Here is an 18325-nt window from a genome sequence, read left to right on the forward strand (position 1 = left end):
ACGGAGAGCGCATGGCCATCAAGGCAGTCGTGTTCGATTTCGGCGGCGTGCTGATCGACTGGAGTCCCGAGTACCTTTACCGGCAACTGATTCCGGACGAAGCCGAGCGCCGCTGGTTCCTCACTCACGTCTGCTCGATGGATTGGGTGGTGCGTCAGGACGGCGGCCAGCCGATCGTCGAGGCAACCGCGGAACTGGTCGCGCAGTTTCCCGATCACGAAGCTTTGATCCGCGCGTTCTATGAGCGCTGGCACGAAATGGTGGCCGGCGTGCTCGACGACGGCGTCGCGATTATGGAAAAGCTCGAGGCCGCGCAAGTGCCGCTTTTCGGCCTGACGAACTGGTCGGCGGAGACGTTTCCGTATGCATGGGAAAACTATCCGGTGTTGCGGCGCTTTCGGGACATCATCGTGTCCGGGCGCGTGGGTCTCGTGAAGCCGGACCCGGCGATCTTCGCGGCCATGCACGAGCGGATCGACGCGCAGATGCCGGGCGTCCAGCCTTCCGAACTTGTCTTTATCGACGACAACCCGAAGAACGCCGCAGCCGCCACGGCCCTCGGCTGGCATGGCGTGCTTCACACGAGCGCCACTCAAACCGAAGCGCAACTGCGCGGACTGGGCTTGCCTGTCTGACGCGAAGCATGCCGCGCGTGCGGGGCGGGCGGGATTCAGCAGGAGGGTGGCGTCCACGCACTGCCTCGCAGCGCGCGCCCAAGCCGCTTACGCTCACTGGCCGAGTAGATTCTTCAAGGCATTGCCGAGCCCTTTGACGGTTTCGCCCGTGCCCTTCGCCACGCCTTCCACGCTGACGCCCAGCGCTTTGGCGAAGCCCGCGGCGATGCGCGTCGTCAGCCCTTCCTGCACGGAAAATTTCGGGTCGCGCAAATTGCCGTCGAGCACGAAGTGCAGCGTGATGTCGCCGTTGTGGGTCTTCAACGCGGCAACCGCGGCTTTGGTCGGAATGGACATGAACGTGTCCAGCGGATTGCCGGTGTCCGCGAGTTGCAGCTGATGGACCGTGATCGTGCCCGGCGCGTGCAACTGATAATTGCGCACCGTCGACTGGATGCTCATGTCGAGCGTGCCGCTTTTCACTTGTGCCCTCGCGCCGGCCTTTTTCACGAGATACGGATCGAGCATCACCACGTCGACGCCGCGTAGCGTGCTCGTAGTCTGCGAATCCTTGCTGGCGATCCGGATCCATCCGCTGAAGGTCACCGTGCCGATGTGCGACGGTCCTTTGATCGAGCCTTTTACGTCGACGTTGGTCGGCTCGGTGAGCGCGGGTAGACGGATGTTGTCGACGGTCGCGTGGGCGTCGCTCACCGTCACCTTGTAGGCGGGCGGGCCGACCGTCATGTCGTAGAAATGAAAGCGGCCCTGCTCGAAGCTGATGTGGTCGACCCGCTTGTCGCGCGGTATCGAGCTCGCGGATGCGCCGCGCGCTTCGTTGTTGGCGCTGTTCACCGATTGGCGCAGATTCGGCAGCAAACGGATCGTGCCGTTCTGCGTGCGCAGCACCGCCATGTCGAAGCCGCGCACTACCACGCTGCGAATATGCATGCGGTGCGCAAGCAGATCGCGAACGTCCGGCGTGAGGGTGATCTCGTCGGCCTTCAATGGATCGCCGGCAGGCCAGCCGGGTGGCGGCTTCAGCAGAACGTTGGTGAGATGAACGGAGGTCAGTCCGACGTCGATGCTTTGCGCGCTGCCTAGCGGACCGAGCGCGGCCGCCACGCGCGCTTTCACTTCGCGCTGCGCGTATTGCAGCAGGCCGAATGCAATGACGACGAACACCACCAGCACGCTGCACGCGGCAACGATCCAGCGTTGGCTTCTCGACATCGCCATGCTTGTCCCCTCGTCGTCGCAGTGCGCGGCGCGGCCGCGATTGGGTTACGCGCCGTCCTCATGCGCGTTGCGCGGACGACGTATAGCACGCGCACGGCAGCAATGCGTGTGCCGTGTCGCGATGCCGCCGACCTCTGGCGGCTGCGGATGGTATGAAGTGGCTGTGAAGAACGGCTGCGCGTGCCGCGAAGTTGGGGGCAACCGCTTGAGAAGCCCGAAAAGAAGGACTGAATGACAAGCAGCCCGCTCGTCTTCCGACGAGCGGGCTGCTTGTGAGCCTGCTTTGAAGGCTGCGAACCTTAACGCGTAATCGGCTTGTATCGCAGACGCTTCGGTCGTGCCGCCTCTTCGCCGAGGCGGGCGCGCTTGTCGGCTTCGTACTCCTGGTAGTTGCCGTCGAAGAACGTGACTTGCGAATCGCCTTCAAACGCGAGAATGTGCGTCGCGATCCGGTCGAGGAACCAGCGGTCGTGCGAGATGACCATGACCGAGCCGGCGAACTCGAGCAGCGCGTCTTCGAGTGCACGCAGCGTTTCGACGTCGAGGTCGTTCGACGGTTCGTCGAGCAGCAACACGTTGCCGCCTGCAATCAGCGTCTTTGCCAGATGCAGGCGGCCGCGCTCGCCGCCCGACAGATTGCCGACGATCTTTTGCTGATCCCCGCCCTTGAAGTTGAAGCGCCCAATGTAGGCACGCGACGGCGTCTCGTACTTGCCGACCGTCAGCACGTCTGCGCCGCCGGAAATCTCTTCGAACACGGTCTTCGACGGATCGAGCGCATCGCGGCTCTGGTCGACATAAGCGAGCTTCACGGTCGGTCCCATCACGATCTCGCCGGAATCCGGCTGTTCGCGGCCGGTCAGCATGCGGAACAGCGTGGACTTACCCGCGCCGTTCGGACCGATGATGCCGACGATCGCGCCCGCCGGCACCTTGAAGCTGACGTTGTCGAGCAGCAGCCGGTCGCCGTACGATTTGCTGACGTTCTTGAATTCGATCACTTCATTGCCGAGGCGGTCGCCGACCGGAATGAAGATTTCCTGCGTTTCATTGCGCTTCTGGTAGTCCTGGCTGTTCAGCTCCTCGAAGCGCGCGATACGCGCTTTCGACTTCGCCTGACGGCCCTTCGGATTCTGGCGCACCCATTCCAGTTCCTTCTTGATCGCCTTCTGACGCGCCGACTCGGACGCTTCTTCCTGCTTCAGGCGCTCTTCCTTCTGATCGAGCCAGCTGCTGTAGTTGCCCTTCCACGGAATGCCGTGGCCGCGGTCGAGTTCGAGAATCCATTCGGCGGCGTTATCGAGGAAGTAGCGGTCGTGCGTAACTGCGACGACGGTGCCCGGAAAGCGCGTGAGGAACTGCTCCAGCCAGTCGACCGATTCCGCGTCCAGGTGGTTGGTCGGCTCGTCGAGCAGCAACATGTCAGGCTTTTCGAGCAGCAGCTTGCAGAGTGCGACGCGGCGCTTTTCGCCGCCCGACAGATGCTCGATCTTCGCGTCCCAGGCGGGCAGGCGCAGCGCGTCGGCGGCAATTTCGATCTGCTGTTCGGCGCTGCCGCCGTCGGTGGTTGCGAGGATCGCTTCGTACCTGGCCTGCTCAGCGGCGAGCGCGTCGAAGTCCGCGTCCGGTTCCGCGTAGGCCGCGTAGATTTCGTCGAGCTTCTTCTGCGCGTTGAACACGTCGCCGAGACCTTCCTCGACGGTTTCGCGCACCGTCTTGTTCGGGTCGAGCTGCGGCTCCTGCGGCAGATAGCCGATGTTCAGATTGGGCATCGGCGTGGCTTCGCCTTCGATGTCCTTGTCCACACCGGCCATGATGCGGATCAGCGTCGACTTGCCCGAGCCGTTCAGGCCGAGCAGGCCGATCTTCGCGCCGGGGAAAAACGACAGCGAGATGTCTTTCAGGATTTGACGCTTGGGCGGCACGATCTTGCCGACCCGGTTCATGGTGAAGACGTATTGGGCCATTTGCTTGTGTGCTTGGTAGACGTTGACGACGCCGGCCGCGTTGGGGCGGGCAGTCGTGGGTGGATGGGTAATCGGTGTCATGCCGGGGCGACGTGCCCGGCGCCGGCCGGCGCGGAGTCGAACGCCGTTTCAGCGCGACGACGCGCGCGCGGGCCGTGTGCAGATGGCATTGTACTTCGACGTGACGGCGCCGCGGCAGGGCGAGGCGCGCGCGTTCAGTTCACCCGCCGGCCGCTCGCCGGATCGAAGAAATGCAGATGGCGCGCGGGCAGCGCAATCTGCAACGCCTCGCCGGCCGCGGGCCGGTGCGCGTGCGGCAAACGCACGGTCACATCGTGGTTGCCCCAGCGGCCGTGCGCAAGGTTGTCCGCGCCGAGCAGTTCGCAGGAATCGACGGTGAGAGTTGCGTGCGGCGCATCGGCTTGCCCCGGGCTCATATGCTCGGGACGAATGCCGAGCGTCCACTCGCAGCCCTTCGCGACTTCGCGGCCAATCGACGCCACGCCCACAAGCGGCAGTTGCGGACCGTTGCCCGCGACGTCGAAGGTCGAGCCATCGTCGGACACGCGGCCTTGCAGCAGATTCATACCAGGCGAGCCAATGAAGCCCGCGACGAACACGGTCGCCGGCCGCTCGTACACTTCGGTCGGCGCGCCGATCTGCTCCACGTGTCCCTTGTTCATCACGATCACGCGTTGCGCCAACGTCATGGCTTCGATCTGATCGTGCGTCACATACAGGCTCGTGGTCGCAAGACGCGCATGCAGACGCTGGATCTCCAGCCGCATTTGCACGCGCAGACGCGCGTCGAGATTGGACAACGGCTCGTCGAACAGAAACACGGCGGGTTCGCGCACGATTGCGCGGCCCATCGCCACGCGCTGACGCTGCCCTCCCGATAACTCGCGCGGCTTGCGCTGCAACAGCGCTTCAAGTTCGAGAATCTGCGCGGCCGCGTTCACGCGCTGCGCGATCTGTGCCCGGTCCACGCCCGCGATTTTCAGCGCATAGCCCATGTTCTCGGCCACGCTCATGTGCGGGTAGAGCGCGTAGTTCTGAAACACCATCGCGATGTTGCGGTCTTTCGGCTCCAGTTCGTTCACCACCTTGCCGGCAATCGAAATGCTGCCTTCGGAGATGCGCTCGAGCCCCGCGACCATCCGCAACAACGTGGACTTGCCGCAACCAGACGGCCCGACCATCACGACGAACTCGCCGTCGTTCACATCGACGTCGATGCCGTGCAACACGAACTGTTTGCCGTCGTAAGTTTTTTTAACGCCTTGCAGTGTCAGTGCAGCCATGCGGTTTTAGCCCTTCTTTTGCGTGTCTTTTGACGATTGGTATGCATGTCGGTCATGCGTGCTTCGCGCGGCGCGCATCATTTCTCTGCGTCCACGAGTCCGCGAACGAACCAGCGCTGCATGGTCAGCACGACGGCGAGCGGCGGCAGCATGGCGAGCAGCGTGGCCGTCATCACGAGATGCCATTCGGTTGCCGTATCGCCCGAGGCGATCATGCTCTTGATGCCGACCACGGCTGTCGTCAGCGACTGCTGGCTCGTGATCAGGATCGGCCACAGGTACTGATTCCAGCCGTAAATGAAGGTGATCACGAAAAGCGCCGCCATGTTCGTCTTCGAGAGCGGCAACACCACGTCCCAGAAGAAACGCATTGCGCTCGCACCGTCGATGCGCGCCGCTTCCATCAATTCGTCAGGCAGCGTCATGAAGAACTGGCGAAACAGGAACGTGGCGGTGGCCGACGCGATCAGCGGCAACGTCAAACCGCTATACGTATTGCTCAAATGCATCGACGAGACGACTTGCACGGTCGGGAAAATCCGCACTTCGACCGGCAGCATCAGCGTGATGAAGATCAGCCAGAACGACAGGTTGCGAAACGGAAAGCGGAAGAACACGATCGCGTAAGCGGAGATCATCGACACGGCAATTTTGCCGATGGAAATGGCGAGTGCCATCACAAGGCTATTGAACAGCATGCGGCCGAACGGCGCCGCCGCGTTGCCGCTGCCGTGCGCCCATACGGTCGCGATGTTCTCGAGCAGATGCGAACTGGGCACGAGCGAGAGCGGCACGCTGAATACCTCGTGCTCGCTCATGGTCGCCGCGCAGAACGCGACGTACACGGGAAACACCACCAGCGCGACGCCCAGTATCAGCACCGCGTGGCAGAAGAGGTCGAAACCGCGGCGGTTCTCGATCATGAGTATTGAACCCTGCGTTCGATGAAGCGGAATTGCACGACCGTCAACGCAACGACGATCACCATCAAAACCACGGATTGCGCGCCCGAGCTGCCGATGTCGAGTCCCTGAAAGCCTTCGGCGAAGATCTTGTAGATCAGCGTGCGCGTGGATTGCGCGGGCCCGCCGCCGGTCGCGGCGTCGATCACAGGGAATGTGTCGAAGAACGCGTAGGTGATGTTGATGACGAGCAGAAAGAAGCTGGTCGGCGACAGCAGCGGCAGTGCAATGCCGAAGAAGCGGCGCACGGGACCCGCGCCGTCGATGGCCGCGGCTTCGATCAGCGAGCGCGGAATGGCCTGCAGGCCCGCGTAGAAGAACAGGAAGTTATAGCTGACCTGCTTCCACACCGAGGCGAGCACGACGAGAAACATCGCCTGCCCCGAGTTCAACGCGTGATTCCATACGATGCCGTACTTTGCGAGCGCAAAGGTGACGAGGCCGATGCTCGGATTAAACAGAAACGACCACAGCACGGCGGCGATAGCGGGCGCGACCGCATACGGCCAGATCAGAAGCGTCTGGTAAGCCTTCGCACCGCGCGTCACGCGGTCCGCGCAAACGGCAAGCAGCAGCGAAATCACGAGCCCTGACACGGTGACGAGCGCGCAGAAAAGGATCGTCGTGTTGAACGAGGACAGGTAGAGCGGATCGGCGAATAGCTGCTTGAAGTTCGAGAGCCCGACGAATTCGCTCGACGTGCCGAACGCGTCCTGGCTCTGCGTGGATTGCCACAGCGCTTCGCCAGCGGGCCATAGAAAGAACAGCGCCGTGATTGCCAGTTGCGGCGCGACGAGCAGATAGGGCAGCGGGCTGGTGCCAAAGCGGGAGCGCTTTTCCATCGGGGAATCTCAAGAGTGGTGCTGCAGGCGGATTCCGGCGCGAGCGCCGAAATCCTGCCGACTCGCGCAAGGGATTAACTGCCGGCTTTCTCGAAGCGTCGCAGCAGCTCGTCGCCCCGCGAGACCGCCGAGTCGAGCGCCTGTTGCGGCGTCTTCTTTTCAGCCCACACCTGCTCGAGCTCTTCGTCGATGATCGTGCGGATCTGCGGCATGTTGCCAAGGCGCAAGCCCTTGGTGTACGGCAGAGGCGGCTTGTTGAGCATCTGCTTGATCGCGGTGTCGCTGCCCGGGTTTTTCTCGTAAAAGCCCTGTTGCTGCGTCAACTGATACGCGGCGGTCGTGACCGGCAGATAGCCCGTATCCTGATGCCACTTCGCGGCGACTTCGGGCGAGCTCAGATAAGACAGGAATTTCGCCACGCCTTTGTAGACAGCCGGATCCTTGCCCGACAACACCCACAAACTCGCTCCGCCGATGATCGCGTTCTGCGGCGCGCCCTTCACGTTCGTGTCGTAGGGCATCATGCCGGTGCCGAAGTTGAACTTCGCGTACTTCTTGATGGTGGCAAGCGAGCCCGACGAGTTCGTGATGATCCCGCAGTCGCCGCTATAGAACTTGGAGACCGGTTCGTCCTTGCGGCCGACGTAGCTGAACGTTCCTTCCTTCTGCATGTTCTGCAGGAACTGGATATGCGCGACCTGTAGCGGCTTGTTGAATTCGAGCTGCGCGTCGGCGCCGTCGAAACCATTGTTCTTCGATGCAAAAGGCGCACCGTGCCACGCGCTGTAGTTCTCCAACTGGATCCAGCTTTGCCAGCCCGACGAATAGCCGCACGCCATGCCGGACGCTTTCAGCTTCTGCGCGTCGGCCTGCAGTTCCGCCCACGTTTTCGGCGGCTGATTCGGATCGAGGCCGGCTTTCTTGAACGCGTCCTTGTTGTAGTAGAGGACGGGCGTCGAGCTATTGAACGGCATCGAGATCAGGTGGCCGGTCTTTGCGTCGCTGTAATAGCTTGCGATGGTCGGCACGAACGCTTTTTCGTCGAGCGGCAGGCCGGCCTGCCTGAACACGTCCGATACCGGCACGACGGCTTTTTTCGCCTGCATCATGGTCGCGGTGCCGACTTCATAGACTTGCAGGATGGCCGGCGCGTTGCCGCTGCGATAACCGGCGATGCCCGCTGCCAACGTCTGGTCGTAGGTGCCTTTGAAGACAGGCACGATCTTGTAGTCGGACTGCGACGCATTGAACGCGTTGGCGATGTCGTTCAGACGCTCGCCGAGCGCGGCTTCCATTGCGTGCCAGAACTGGATTTCAGTGGCGGCCTGAGCCGTCTGGCTGGTGCCGATAATGCCCGCGCTCAGCACGGCGGCAACGGAAAGCGAACGGAACAGCGGCTTCAAACTCATCGATTTGTCTCCTGACGGAAGGTGCGCGAACGCGAATCGCGCGATTCTATTTGTGTTCGATGACAGTCCGGCGTCGGCCGGCGGCGGCGCGCGCGGCTTTTCAGGCTTCGCTTTTACCGCTTTTGACGGGCGCCGAATGCGGCAATTTAACATCGTGTGTCATGAAACTGAAATAGTGGGGTTCGGTAATGCAAAAAGCCCGCACGAGGCGGGCTTTTGAAGGGCTGCGTTGAGCCGACGGGTTCTACTGCAGTCGGCGCTGCGGTACGCGGTTTACACGTTGAACAAAAAATTCATCACGTCGCCGTCGTGCACCACATATTCCTTGCCTTCCGCGCGCATCTTGCCGGCTTCCTTCGCGCCTTGCTCACCCTTGTAGGTGATGTAGTCGTTAAAGGAAATGGTCTGCGCGCGAATGAAGCCGCGCTCGAAGTCGGTGTGAATCGCCCCCGCCGCTTGCGGCGCCGTGTCGCCGATATGGATGGTCCACGCGCGCACTTCCTTCACGCCCGCCGTGAAGTACGTTTGCAGGCCCAGCAGCTTGAAGCCGGCGCGGATCACGCGGTTCAGCCCCGGCTCTTCCATGCCCATGTCGGCGAGGAAGACTTCCATGTCCGCCTCGTCCAAGTCGGCGATTTCCGCTTCAATTGCCGCGCAAACGGCGACGACCGGCGCGTTTTCCGACGCCGCGAACTTCGTCACGGCGTCAAGGTGCGGATTGTTCTGAAAGCCGTCTTCCTTCACATTCGCGACGTACATGGTCGGCTTGGCGGTGATCAGGCAGAACGGCTTGAGCGTCGCCTTTTCCTCGTCCGAGAGATCCAGCGCGCGCACCGGCTTTGCCTGATCCAGTTGCGCGCGCACCTTTTCGAGCACGGCGGCATTCTTGGCGGCTTCTTTGTCGTTGCCCGACTTGGCGGCCTTTGAATAGCGCGCGAGCGCCTTTTCGACCGTTGCAAGATCGGCCAGCGCGAGTTCGGTGTTGATGACTTCAATGTCCGACAGCGGATCGATCTTGTTGGCGACGTGAATCACGTTCTCGTCTTCGAAACAGCGCACGACGTGCGTGATGGCGTCCGTCTCGCGGATGTTCGCGAGGAACTGGTTGCCGAGGCCTTCGCCCTTGCTCGCGCCCGCCACCAGACCGGCGATGTCGACGAATTCCACGACCGCAGGCAGGATGCGTTCGGGCTTGACGATTTCCGCGAGCGCCTTCAGGCGCGCGTCCGGCACCTCGACGATGCCGACGTTCGGCTCGATCGTGCAGAACGGATAGTTTTCGGCAGCAATGCCCGCCTTGGTCAACGCATTGAAGAGGGTGGACTTGCCGACGTTAGGCAAGCCGACGATGCCGCATTTGAGGCTCATGGAAATCCTTCAGTGATTCAGTAAATTGCGTGATGCGCTCGACGCTGTGTGCAGGATTCGGAAAGCCTTTGCGCCAGACGCGGCAAAGGAAAACGCAGCGGAGCGGGACACGACACCAGAGCGGGCATTGCCTCGACGATTCTGGGCGGTTTTGTCACGGAAAACGTAATTGTAACCCGTTCCAACCGGCTTCTTGACGTGGCTTCAGAAAGCTGCACGCGCGGTCCGCCGCCCGCAACCCCGCCGCTATAATGCGCGGATGAACGCACACCATCAGACTTTCGATGCCGCCGTGATCGGCGGCGGGCTGGTCGGCAAGACCGCGGCGCTTGCGCTCACGCAAGCCGGACTGCGCGTCGCGCTGCTCGCGCAGGCCTGCGCGCCGCTGCCCGCCGGCGCTTCCTTCGACTCGCGGGTGTACGCGTTGTCGTCGAGTTCGCAGGCGTTGCTCGAGCGTTTGCGCGTCTGGCAGGCGCTAGATCTGTCGCGGCTCGGTCCGGTCTACGACATGCGCGTCTACGGCGACGCGCATGCCGAACTGCATTTTTCCGCGTTTCAGGCTTCGGTGCCGCAACTCGCGTGGATCGTCGAATCGTCGGTGATCGAGCGGGCGCTCGACGCGGCGCTGCGCTTTCAGCCGAATCTCACATGGATCGACAGCCGCGCGCAGGCGCTCGACTTCACCGCCGACAGCGCGAGCGTGGGTCTCGCGAATGGCAGCGTGCTCGTGGCGGATCTCGTGGTCGGCGCGGACGGCGCTCACTCGTGGGTGCGCGCGCAAATCGGCTCGAAGATGAACCGGCGCGACTACCGGCAAACCGGCGTGGTCGCGAACTTCAAGGCGGAAAAGCCGCACGGCGAGACTGCCTTCCAGTGGTTCAAGGACGGCGAAATCATCGCGCTGCTGCCAATGCCCGACGGCCACGTGTCGCTCGTCTGGTCGGCCCGCACCGAGCACGCCGAGCAACTGATCGCGCTCGATCCGGCCCAGCTCGCGGCGGAAGTGGAGCGCGTGACGGGCGGCCAGCTCGGCGGGCTCGATTGCGTGACGCCCGCGCAGGGGTTTCCGCTCGCGCTGCAAACGGTGGACCGGCTCGTTGCGCCGCGCGTCGCGCTGGTGGGCGACGCCGCGCATCTGATCCATCCGCTCGCGGGACAGGGCATGAACCTCGGTCTGCGCGACGTCGCGGCGCTGGCCGATACGGTCGCCGGCAAGGAGTCGTTCCGCGATCTCGGCGACATGGTGCTGCTGCGGCGCTACGAACGCGCGCGCCGCGAAGACATTCGCGCGCTGATGATCGCGACGGACGGTCTACAGAAACTGTTCTCCGTACCCGGCCCGCTCGCGAAGATCGTGCGCAATAGCGGCATGGCTTTCGTCGGCGCACAGCCGTTCATCAAGCGCTGGCTGGTGTCGGCGGCCCTCGGCTGAGATCTCCACCAACATGCCGCGCGGCGTGCGCGGCCGGTGAGACGGGTATCATGAACGCACAGTGGAGGCGGTTCACTTCGGACCCAAACCTCGCAAAACGCCAATGCGTGCGCAAAGCGCGCGCTTGAACCAGGAATTCAGCATGAAAAAAACCTTCCGCATGGCGGCTGCCGTGCTCGCGATCGCCGCCGTCACCATCGGCTGCTCCGCGCAGGCCGACCAGTCGACCGACAAACTCAAGGCCACGCTGCAATCCCGTCTCGCGGACGTGACGATCAAGAGCGTAACGAAGTCGCCGATTGCCGGCCTGTACGAAGTGAACCTCGGCAATCAGATCGTCTATAGCGACGCCAATGGCGACTATCTGCTGCTCGGCGATATGGTCGACACGAAAACGCGCAAGAATCTGACGGATGCGCGTCTGTCGGAAACCAACCGTATCGACTTTGCGAGCCTGCCGTTTGGGAACGCGGTGAAGGTGGTGAAGGGCAACGGCTCGCGCAAGATCGCCGTGTTCTCCGATCCGAACTGCCCGTATTGCAAGCAGCTCGAAACCACGCTGAAGTCGATCGACAACGTGACGGTCTACACGTTCCTGTACCCGGTGTTGTCGCCGGATTCGACCGCCAAGTCGAAGTCGATCTGGTGCTCGGCGGACCGCGCGAAGGCCTGGGAATCGTGGATGCAGGACCATCAGGCGCCCACGGCCGCCGCCACTTGCGACACCGCCGCGATCGACAAGAACCTCGCGCTCGGCCACGCGATGAACGTGGAAGGCACGCCGACCGTATTTCTCGCCGACGGCCGCCGCCTGCCGGGCGCAGTGCCGGCCGACCGGCTCGACAAGGAAATGGCCGCGGTGCACTGAGCACACGGCTGACATCAGGCAAAGGAGGCGCAACGGGCGCCTCCTTTCGCATCAAGCATCCAGACATTCAAGCTCAAAAAACCACGCGCCGCCGATGAAGCCGATCCGCTACACCATCGTTCCCAAGCAACCCGCCGCTCATCTGTTCGAAGTCACCGTGACCGTCGTCGATCCCGATCCGGACGGCCAGCGTTTCATGCTGCCGGTGTGGATTCCGGGCAGCTACATGGTGCGCGAGTTCGCGCGCAACATCGTCACGCTGCGCGCGTTCAACGACGCGGGCCGCAAGGTGCGTGTCGAGAAAACCGACAAGCACACGTGGCAAGCCGCGCCCGTGAAAGGCGCGCTGACGCTGCGCTACGAGGTCTACGCGTGGGATCTGTCGGTGCGCGCCGCGCATCTCGACGACACCACCGGCTTTTTTAACGGCACGAGCGTGTTCCTGTCGCCGCTCGGTCACGAAGAAGCACCGTGTGTGGTCGACATTCAGAAGCCGGAAGGCGCGGCGTATCGCGGCTGGCGCGTCGCCACCGCGTTGCCGGAAGCGCGCGGCACGAAGCGCTACGGCTTCGGTGAATATCGCGCGCAGAACTATGACGAGCTGATCGACCATCCGGTGACGCTCGGCGAGTTCGAGCTCGCGACTTTCAAGGCACACGGCGTGCCGCACGACGTCGTGATCGCGGGGCGCGTGATCGGGCTCGACATGGAACGCCTGTGCGCCGACCTCAAGCGCATCTGCGAAGCGCAGATCGCGCTTTTCGAGCCAAAGTCGAAGAAAGCGCCCGTGGACCGCTACGTCTTCATGACGCAAGCCGTGACCGACGGTTATGGCGGGCTCGAGCACCGGGCGTCGACGGCGCTTATCTGCAATCGCGGCGATCTGCCGGTGCAAGGCCGCGAGGCGCTGACGGAAGGCTACCGGACCTATCTCGGCTTGTGCAGCCACGAATATTTCCACACGTGGAATGTGAAGCGGATCAAGCCGGCGGTGTTCGCGCCGTACGACCTTGCCGTGGAGAACTACACGTCGCTGCTGTGGCTCTTTGAAGGCTTCACGTCCTATTACGACGACCTGATTCTCGTGCGCAGCGGCCTCATCTCTCAGGACGATTATCTGGGCATGCTCGGCAAGGTGATTGGCGGCGTGCTGCGCGGCAGCGGCCGGACCCGGCAGAGCGTCGCCGAAAGCTCGTTCGACGCGTGGGTCAAATACTACCGGCAGGACGAGAACGCGCCGAACGCGATTGTCAGCTATTACACCAAGGGCTCGCTCGTCGCACTTTCGTTTGATCTCGCGATTCGCGCGCGAACCAATCATCGCAAGTCGCTTGACGATGTGATGCGTCTGCTGTGGCAGCGCTTTGGCCGCGACTTTTACCGCGGCAAGCCAGTCGGTGTCGAAGAGAGTGAAATCGAGGCGCTTTTCACCGAGGCCACTGGCGTGGAATTGGGCGAACTGTTCGCGCAAGCCGTACACGGCACCCGCGATTTGCCGCTCGATACGCTGCTCGCGCCGTTCGGTGTGGCGATCGCGCCGGAACCCGACAAGAATGGCAAGCCGTCGCTCGGCGCGCGCGTGCGCGGCGGCGCGGAGTGCACATTTGCGGCGGTTCACGAGGGCAGCGCCGCGCAGAAAGCCGGGCTCTCGGCCGGCGACGTGCTGATCGCGCTCGACGGCCTGCGCGTGACGGGCTCGAATCTCGACGCGCTGCTCGCGCGCTATCAACCGGGCGCAAAGGTCGAAGTGCACGCGTTCCGCCGCGACGAACTGCGCACCGCTCAACTCAAGCTGGACGGCCCAGAAGTGTCGCGCTACAAGCTCACCGCCGGCGACAAGCGGCCCGCCACCCGAAAGGCGCGCGAACGCTGGCTCGCAGGCTGACTGTAATCCGCGGTGGCCTCAATTGACTTTGTCGGCGGCGGATTGTTCTACCAATGCAACAATCCGTCGCTGCCGGATGGCTTTTTCCCGGATCGGTAAAAAAACACAATGGCTCCACTCGCGCAACACTGCGCGCCCCTACTGGAGTCAACCATGACCACGATCCTGCAAATCAACTCGGCAGCCCGCTCGCAAGGCGCGAATTCCACGCTGCTGGTGAACGAACTGACCGAAAAGCTGCAACAGTCGAATCCGGGCGCGCAAGTCGTCGTCCGCAATCTGCAAGCCGAGCCGCTGCCGCACCTGGACGACGCCGTTCTCGGCGCGTTCTTCACGCCGGCCGACCAGCGCACCGCCGAGCAGGCCGCGATTGCCGCCCGCAGCGAAGCGCTGATCGCGGAGCTGCAAGCCGCCGACATCGTCGTGATCGGCGCGCCGATGTACAACTTCGGCATCTCGTCGCAACTGAAGACGTACTTCGACTTCATCGCGCGCGCCGGCATCACCTTCCGCTATACCGCGAACGGTCCGGAAGGTCTGGTGACGGGCAAGAAGGTGTATGTCGTGTCTGCACGCGGCGGCAAGTATCTCGGTACGCCGAACGACAGCCAGACGCCGTATCTGAAGAGCTTCCTCGGCTTCCTCGGCATGACCGACGTCAACTTCATCTATGCCGAAGGCCTGAACATGGGCCCGGATGCAGCGAGCGCCGCGCTGGCCGCAGCACGCGAAGCGATCGCCGCTGCTTGAGACGCTGTTCGAGGCGCGGCTTCAGTGAGTGCCTGAACTGGCCGCTAGGTTGAATTTGCGGATTCGCGCCGCTTCGCCGCGGCGCCCTTGCAGCGGTGCAATAAGAAACGCCACGTGACTTTGGCTCACGTGGCGTTTTTTGTTTTGATGTGTTTGATTTGACCTAAGCCAGCATTTGCGCTTCGTCGGGCAGACGCCAGTCGATCGGCGCGCGGCCGTGCTTGACGAGATACTCGTTTGCCTTCGCGAAATGCCCGCAGCCGAGAAAGCCGCGATGTGCCGACAACGGCGACGGATGCGGCGCTTCCAGCACGTAATGCGATTTGCCGCCGAGCAGCGCGCGCTTGGCTTGCGCGTGCGCGCCCCACAGCATGAACACCAGACCGTCGTGGCGCATCGCCAGTTCGTGAATTAGCGTGTCCGTGCACTTTTCCCAGCCGCGTTTTGCGTGGCTGGCCGCCGCATCGCGCTCCACCGTCAGCACCGTGTTCAGCAGCAGCACGCCTTGCTTCGCCCACGTGTCGAGGCAGCCGTGGCTGGGCGGTTCGTGGCCGAGACTGGCTGCAATTTCCTTGAAGATATTGCGCAGCGACGGCGGCGTACGCACGTTCGGCGCCACCGAAAACGCAAGCCCGTGAGCTTGCGGCGTGCCGCGGTCTTCACCGTGATACGGGTCCTGGCCGAGGATCACGACTTTCACTTCGTCGGGGCTCGTCAGGCGCAACGCGCGGAACACGTCGGCGGGATAAACGGTTTTGCCGGCCGCGCGCTCACCGTCGACGAAACGGCACAGCGGCGCATAGGCGTCGCTTTCTATGAACGGCTTCAGATGTGCACGCCATGCAGCCGGCAACGCGGCGAACTGTGCTTCGAGCGTAAGCGGTGCGCCGCCGGCTCGATGCGGCTGGTGCGACGTAGCAGGCGCGGCGGATGTGGCGCGCGTGGCGCTGGCCGGCGCCGCGGCGTCGCCAAATAGCGATGCCTGCGAGGGCGAACGGCGAGTACGGTGCGAGGAAGTCATGGCGCAGAAGTGTCGCAGCAAACGCGACGTGACTCAAGTTTGGGGCGGCGCGATGGCGTGACGGCGCGACGGCGTGACGGCGCGGCGCGCCCACATGGCGCAACGATGAAACGGCACCGCTCTCAGCCCGCCCGCAATTGATACCCGCGCTGCGCTTTGCTGATGTTTTCCGGCGCAAGGCCGGCGATCTGCTTGCCGAGTTCGGCGCAGAGCGCGTGCAGCGCGGCTTCGTCGCCGGACTTGAGTTCCAGTTCGATTTCAGAGATCGGAGCGCGGCGCAGCTCGCTGTTCACTTCGGCAAGCACGTTGCCCTGGTCAATCGCGGCCTCAACCTGGGAGCCGTCGACGCTCACATGCCACAGCGTGCGCGTAAAGTCGGTGCGAAAGAGTTCGGTCAACTGCGGCGCCGCGTCGCGCAGCGCCTTCGCGGCGGCCGGCTCATCGCATTCGCGCAGCAACGCGTCGATTTCGAGCGCCTCGCCCGCAACCGGCATTTCCCATTCGTGACGGCTATGCAAACCGTTCGTCGCCTTGCCCACGGTTTTGAAGGTTTGCAGCCAGCCGTCCGGCGTATGGCGCAAACGCAGCGCGCTCTTCGACGCTGCCAGCGCAAGTTGCGGCGTGTCGAAATAGATGTTCGACAGCTTGATCGCGCGGCCTTCGTCGCCGGTACGAGCGACGAACCACGCCGAGGCCGCCTTGACCTGTGCGGCCGGCAGCAGCAACTTGATCTCGCGTTCCATGCCCATTGCTGCTCTCCTGTCTGCTCCGCTGCTTATTCGCTAACTGCGCGGCGCTCCCTTCACGCCGCGCCTGGAAAAAACATGCGGGCAAGTTCCACGCCCGGCTCCTCGGCGCGCATGAACGCCTCGCCCACGAGAAACGTATTCACGTTGTTCGCGCGCAGCCGTTCAACATCCGCGCGCGACAGAATGCCCGATTCGGTCACCACGATGCGGTCGTCGGGAATCGCTTCCAGCATGCCGATTGTCGTTTCGATCGAGGTTTCGAACGTGCGCAGATTGCGGTTGTTGATGCCGATCAGCGGCGTTTTCAACGTGAGCGCCTGCGTGAGCTCGTCGCTGTCGTGCACTTCGACGAGCACGGCGAGGCCGAGCGAATGCGCAAGCGCTTCGAGGTCCTGCATCTGCGAAGTTTCGAGCGCGGCGGCGATCAGCAGGATCGCGTCGGCGCCCATCGCGCGAGCCTCGACGATCTGATACGGATCGACAATGAAGTCCTTGCGCAGCACCGGCAACTGGCAGGCGGCGCGCGCCTGTTCGAGATACGCGACGCTGCCCTGAAAGAACTGTACATCGGTCAGCACCGACAGGCAGGCCGCGCCATGCTTCTCATAAGAACGCGCGATTTGCGCGGGCACGAAGTCCTCGCGCAGTACGCCTTTGGACGGGCTCGCCTTCTTCACTTCCGCGATCACCGCGGCGAGGCCCGCCGCGTGCTTCGCACGCAACGCGCCGACAAAATCGCGAATGTCGCGTGACGACGCTTCGAGGCGCAGTTCTTCGAGCGGCGCGCTTTGTTCGGCCGCGCGGACTTCTTCGCGTTTGACCGCGATGATACGGTCGAGGATGTCGCTCATAGGTGTCTCGCTACGTTGGTTGCTACGTGATCAGTGCTTGAATTGCTGCGTGAAGCGGATGAGTTCGTCGACTTTTGCGCGAGCCTTGCCGCTAGCGATGGCCTCACGCGCAAGCTGAATGCCATCCGCAATCGATGACGCCACGTTCGCAGAATAAAGCGCGGTGCCCGCATTCAGCGTGACGATCTCGCGCGCGACGCCCGGCTTGTTGTCGAGCGCTTCGAGCAGCATCGCTTTCGATTCGGCAGCGTCCGCCACTTTCAGCGTGCGGTTCGACACCATCTGCATGCCGAAGTCTTCCGGATGAATCTCGTATTCGTGGACTTCGCCGTCGCGCAGTTCGCCGACTTGCGTGGCCGCGCCGAGCGACACTTCGTCCATGCCGTCCATACCGTACACCACCAGCACGTGCTTCGCGCCGAGGCGCTGCATGACGCGAACCTGAATGCCCACGAGATCTGCGTGGAATACGCCCATCAACTGATTCGGCGCGCCCGCTGGGTTCGTCAACGGACCCAGAATGTTGAAGATGGTACGCACGCCGAGTTCGCGGCGCACCGGCGCGATGTTTTTCATGGCCGGGTGATGATTCGGCGCGAACATGAAGCCCATGCCGGTTTCGGCAATTGAGGCCGCCACTTGTTCCGGCTGCAGGTCGATATTCACGCCGAGCGCTTCGAGCACGTCCGCGCTGCCCGACTTGCTCGACACGCCGCGATTGCCGTGCTTCGCGACTTTCGCGCCGGCCGCGGCGGACACGAACATGGTGGCCGTGGAGATGTTGAAGGTATGCGAACCATCGCCGCCGGTCCCGACGATATCGACGAAGTTGGAGTTGTCCTGCACATCGACGTGCCGGGCAAATTCACGCATCACCGTGGCGGCGGCGGTGATTTCGCCGATGGTCTCTTTTTTGACGCGCAAGCCCGTGATGATCGCGGCGGCCATGACGGGCGAGAGTTCGCCGCGCATGATGAGCCGCATCAGATGCAGCATTTCGTCGTGGAAAATTTCGCGGTGCTCGATGGTCCGCTGCAGCGCTTCCTGGGGCGTGATGGTCATGA

16 protein-coding genes are annotated in these 18325 nt (G+C 63.1%); 5 read left to right on the top strand and 11 right to left on the bottom strand.

Features of this window, described 5'->3' with window-relative positions:
* Positions 1 to 11 precede the first annotated feature (11 nt).
* On the top strand, positions 12 to 635 hold the full coding sequence (locus A3AC_RS0123660; protein ID WP_025601940.1) for an HAD family hydrolase: 624 nt from the start codon (positions 12 to 14) through the stop codon (positions 633 to 635).
* A gap of 93 nt (positions 636 to 728) precedes the next feature.
* On the opposite strand, the gene A3AC_RS0123665 is transcribed toward A3AC_RS0123660, so the two are convergent.
* From A3AC_RS0123665 to ychF, 7 genes are all read right to left on the bottom strand, one after another.
* Positions 729 to 1853 carry a DUF748 domain-containing protein gene (locus A3AC_RS0123665; protein ID WP_025601942.1) on the bottom strand — a complete coding sequence of 375 codons (1125 nt, stop codon included), beginning with the start codon at positions 1851 to 1853 and terminating at the stop codon, positions 729 to 731.
* A 299-nt stretch (positions 1854 to 2152) separates the two neighbouring features.
* Positions 2153 to 3820, bottom strand: a complete 1668-nt coding sequence (ettA, locus tag A3AC_RS0123670) for an energy-dependent translational throttle protein EttA (protein ID WP_025601943.1) — start codon at positions 3818 to 3820, stop codon at positions 2153 to 2155.
* A 215-nt stretch (positions 3821 to 4035) separates the two neighbouring features.
* Complete coding sequence (locus A3AC_RS0123675; RefSeq protein WP_025601945.1) at positions 4036 to 5124, bottom strand: sn-glycerol-3-phosphate import ATP-binding protein UgpC; 1089 nt, start codon at positions 5122 to 5124, stop codon at positions 4036 to 4038.
* 77 nt (positions 5125 to 5201) lie between these two features.
* Complete coding sequence (gene ugpE / locus A3AC_RS0123680) at positions 5202 to 6047, bottom strand: sn-glycerol-3-phosphate ABC transporter permease UgpE (RefSeq protein ID WP_025601947.1); 846 nt, start codon at positions 6045 to 6047, stop codon at positions 5202 to 5204.
* Positions 6044 to 6928 (bottom strand): sn-glycerol-3-phosphate ABC transporter permease UgpA, encoded by an 885-nt coding sequence (gene ugpA, locus A3AC_RS0123685; protein ID WP_025601949.1) that lies wholly within the window; start codon positions 6926 to 6928, stop codon positions 6044 to 6046. The genes ugpE and ugpA overlap by 4 nt, the downstream gene beginning before the upstream one ends.
* Before the next feature lie 74 nt (positions 6929 to 7002).
* Positions 7003 to 8337, bottom strand: coding sequence for a sn-glycerol-3-phosphate ABC transporter substrate-binding protein UgpB (ugpB, locus tag A3AC_RS0123690; protein ID WP_025601950.1), 1335 nt, complete (start codon positions 8335 to 8337; stop codon positions 7003 to 7005).
* A gap of 273 nt (positions 8338 to 8610) precedes the next feature.
* The gene (gene ychF, locus A3AC_RS0123695; RefSeq protein WP_025601951.1) at positions 8611 to 9705 is read right to left on the bottom strand and encodes a redox-regulated ATPase YchF; all 1095 of its coding nucleotides are present in this window, start codon (positions 9703 to 9705) and stop codon (positions 8611 to 8613) included.
* A gap of 259 nt (positions 9706 to 9964) precedes the next feature.
* On the opposite strand from ychF, the gene A3AC_RS0123700 reads away from it, so the two are divergent.
* The 4 genes from A3AC_RS0123700 to A3AC_RS0123715 all read left to right on the top strand — a co-directional run bounded on the left by A3AC_RS0123700 (position 9965) and on the right by A3AC_RS0123715 (position 14640).
* On the top strand, positions 9965 to 11137 hold the full coding sequence (locus A3AC_RS0123700; RefSeq protein ID WP_025601953.1) for a UbiH/UbiF family hydroxylase: 1173 nt from the start codon (positions 9965 to 9967) through the stop codon (positions 11135 to 11137).
* 142 nt (positions 11138 to 11279) lie between these two features.
* On the top strand, positions 11280 to 12005 hold the full coding sequence (locus A3AC_RS0123705; RefSeq protein WP_025601954.1) for a DsbC family protein: 726 nt from the start codon (positions 11280 to 11282) through the stop codon (positions 12003 to 12005).
* A 94-nt stretch (positions 12006 to 12099) separates the two neighbouring features.
* Positions 12100 to 13890, top strand: coding sequence for a M61 family metallopeptidase (locus tag A3AC_RS0123710; RefSeq protein WP_025601955.1), 1791 nt, complete (start codon positions 12100 to 12102; stop codon positions 13888 to 13890).
* 153 nt (positions 13891 to 14043) lie between these two features.
* Positions 14044 to 14640 (top strand): FMN-dependent NADH-azoreductase, encoded by a 597-nt coding sequence (locus A3AC_RS0123715; RefSeq protein WP_013340610.1) that lies wholly within the window; start codon positions 14044 to 14046, stop codon positions 14638 to 14640.
* Between the two features lie 163 nt (positions 14641 to 14803).
* Here the strand turns inward: A3AC_RS0123715 and A3AC_RS0123720 are convergent, their stop codons facing one another.
* The 4 genes from A3AC_RS0123720 to trpD all read right to left on the bottom strand — a co-directional run bounded on the left by A3AC_RS0123720 (position 14804) and on the right by trpD (position 18323).
* Positions 14804 to 15661 carry a uracil-DNA glycosylase gene (locus A3AC_RS0123720; RefSeq protein WP_025601956.1) on the bottom strand — a complete coding sequence of 286 codons (858 nt, stop codon included), beginning with the start codon at positions 15659 to 15661 and terminating at the stop codon, positions 14804 to 14806.
* 122 nt (positions 15662 to 15783) lie between these two features.
* A complete protein-coding gene (locus A3AC_RS0123725; RefSeq protein ID WP_025601958.1) occupies positions 15784 to 16410 on the bottom strand; it encodes a CYTH domain-containing protein in 627 nt (208 codons plus the stop codon).
* Positions 16411 to 16463: 53 nt separating this feature from the next.
* Positions 16464 to 17261, bottom strand: coding sequence for an indole-3-glycerol phosphate synthase TrpC (trpC, locus tag A3AC_RS0123730; RefSeq protein ID WP_025601959.1), 798 nt, complete (start codon positions 17259 to 17261; stop codon positions 16464 to 16466).
* A 30-nt stretch (positions 17262 to 17291) separates the two neighbouring features.
* The gene (trpD, locus tag A3AC_RS0123735; protein ID WP_025601961.1) at positions 17292 to 18323 is read right to left on the bottom strand and encodes an anthranilate phosphoribosyltransferase; all 1032 of its coding nucleotides are present in this window, start codon (positions 18321 to 18323) and stop codon (positions 17292 to 17294) included.
* Positions 18324 to 18325: the final 2 nt, after the last annotated feature.

Source organism: Burkholderia sp. WSM2230, assembly GCF_000472445.1.
Classification (GTDB): Bacteria; Pseudomonadota; Gammaproteobacteria; order Burkholderiales; family Burkholderiaceae; genus Paraburkholderia.

Excerpts from the sequence above, each read along its gene's own strand:
- A3AC_RS0123660 (WP_025601940.1), top strand. The coding sequence starts at position 12 with ATGGCCATCAAGGCAGTCGTGTTCGATTTCGGCGGCGTGCTGATCGAC.
- A3AC_RS0123665 (WP_025601942.1), bottom strand. The coding sequence starts at position 1,853 with ATGGCGATGTCGAGAAGCCAACGCTGGATCGTTGCCGCGTGCAGCGTG.
- ettA (WP_025601943.1), bottom strand. The coding sequence starts at position 3,820 with ATGGCCCAATACGTCTTCACCATGAACCGGGTCGGCAAGATCGTGCCG.
- A3AC_RS0123675 (WP_025601945.1), bottom strand. The coding sequence starts at position 5,124 with ATGGCTGCACTGACACTGCAAGGCGTTAAAAAAACTTACGACGGCAAA.
- ugpE (WP_025601947.1), bottom strand. The coding sequence starts at position 6,047 with ATGATCGAGAACCGCCGCGGTTTCGACCTCTTCTGCCACGCGGTGCTG.
- ugpA (WP_025601949.1), bottom strand. The coding sequence starts at position 6,928 with ATGGAAAAGCGCTCCCGCTTTGGCACCAGCCCGCTGCCCTATCTGCTC.
- ugpB (WP_025601950.1), bottom strand. The coding sequence starts at position 8,337 with ATGAGTTTGAAGCCGCTGTTCCGTTCGCTTTCCGTTGCCGCCGTGCTG.
- ychF (WP_025601951.1), bottom strand. The coding sequence starts at position 9,705 with ATGAGCCTCAAATGCGGCATCGTCGGCTTGCCTAACGTCGGCAAGTCC.
- A3AC_RS0123700 (WP_025601953.1), top strand. The coding sequence starts at position 9,965 with ATGAACGCACACCATCAGACTTTCGATGCCGCCGTGATCGGCGGCGGG.
- A3AC_RS0123705 (WP_025601954.1), top strand. The coding sequence starts at position 11,280 with ATGAAAAAAACCTTCCGCATGGCGGCTGCCGTGCTCGCGATCGCCGCC.
- A3AC_RS0123710 (WP_025601955.1), top strand. The coding sequence starts at position 12,100 with ATGAAGCCGATCCGCTACACCATCGTTCCCAAGCAACCCGCCGCTCAT.
- A3AC_RS0123715 (WP_013340610.1), top strand. The coding sequence starts at position 14,044 with ATGACCACGATCCTGCAAATCAACTCGGCAGCCCGCTCGCAAGGCGCG.
- A3AC_RS0123720 (WP_025601956.1), bottom strand. The coding sequence starts at position 15,661 with ATGACTTCCTCGCACCGTACTCGCCGTTCGCCCTCGCAGGCATCGCTA.
- A3AC_RS0123725 (WP_025601958.1), bottom strand. The coding sequence starts at position 16,410 with ATGGGCATGGAACGCGAGATCAAGTTGCTGCTGCCGGCCGCACAGGTC.
- trpC (WP_025601959.1), bottom strand. The coding sequence starts at position 17,261 with ATGAGCGACATCCTCGACCGTATCATCGCGGTCAAACGCGAAGAAGTC.
- trpD (WP_025601961.1), bottom strand. The coding sequence starts at position 18,323 with ATGACCATCACGCCCCAGGAAGCGCTGCAGCGGACCATCGAGCACCGC.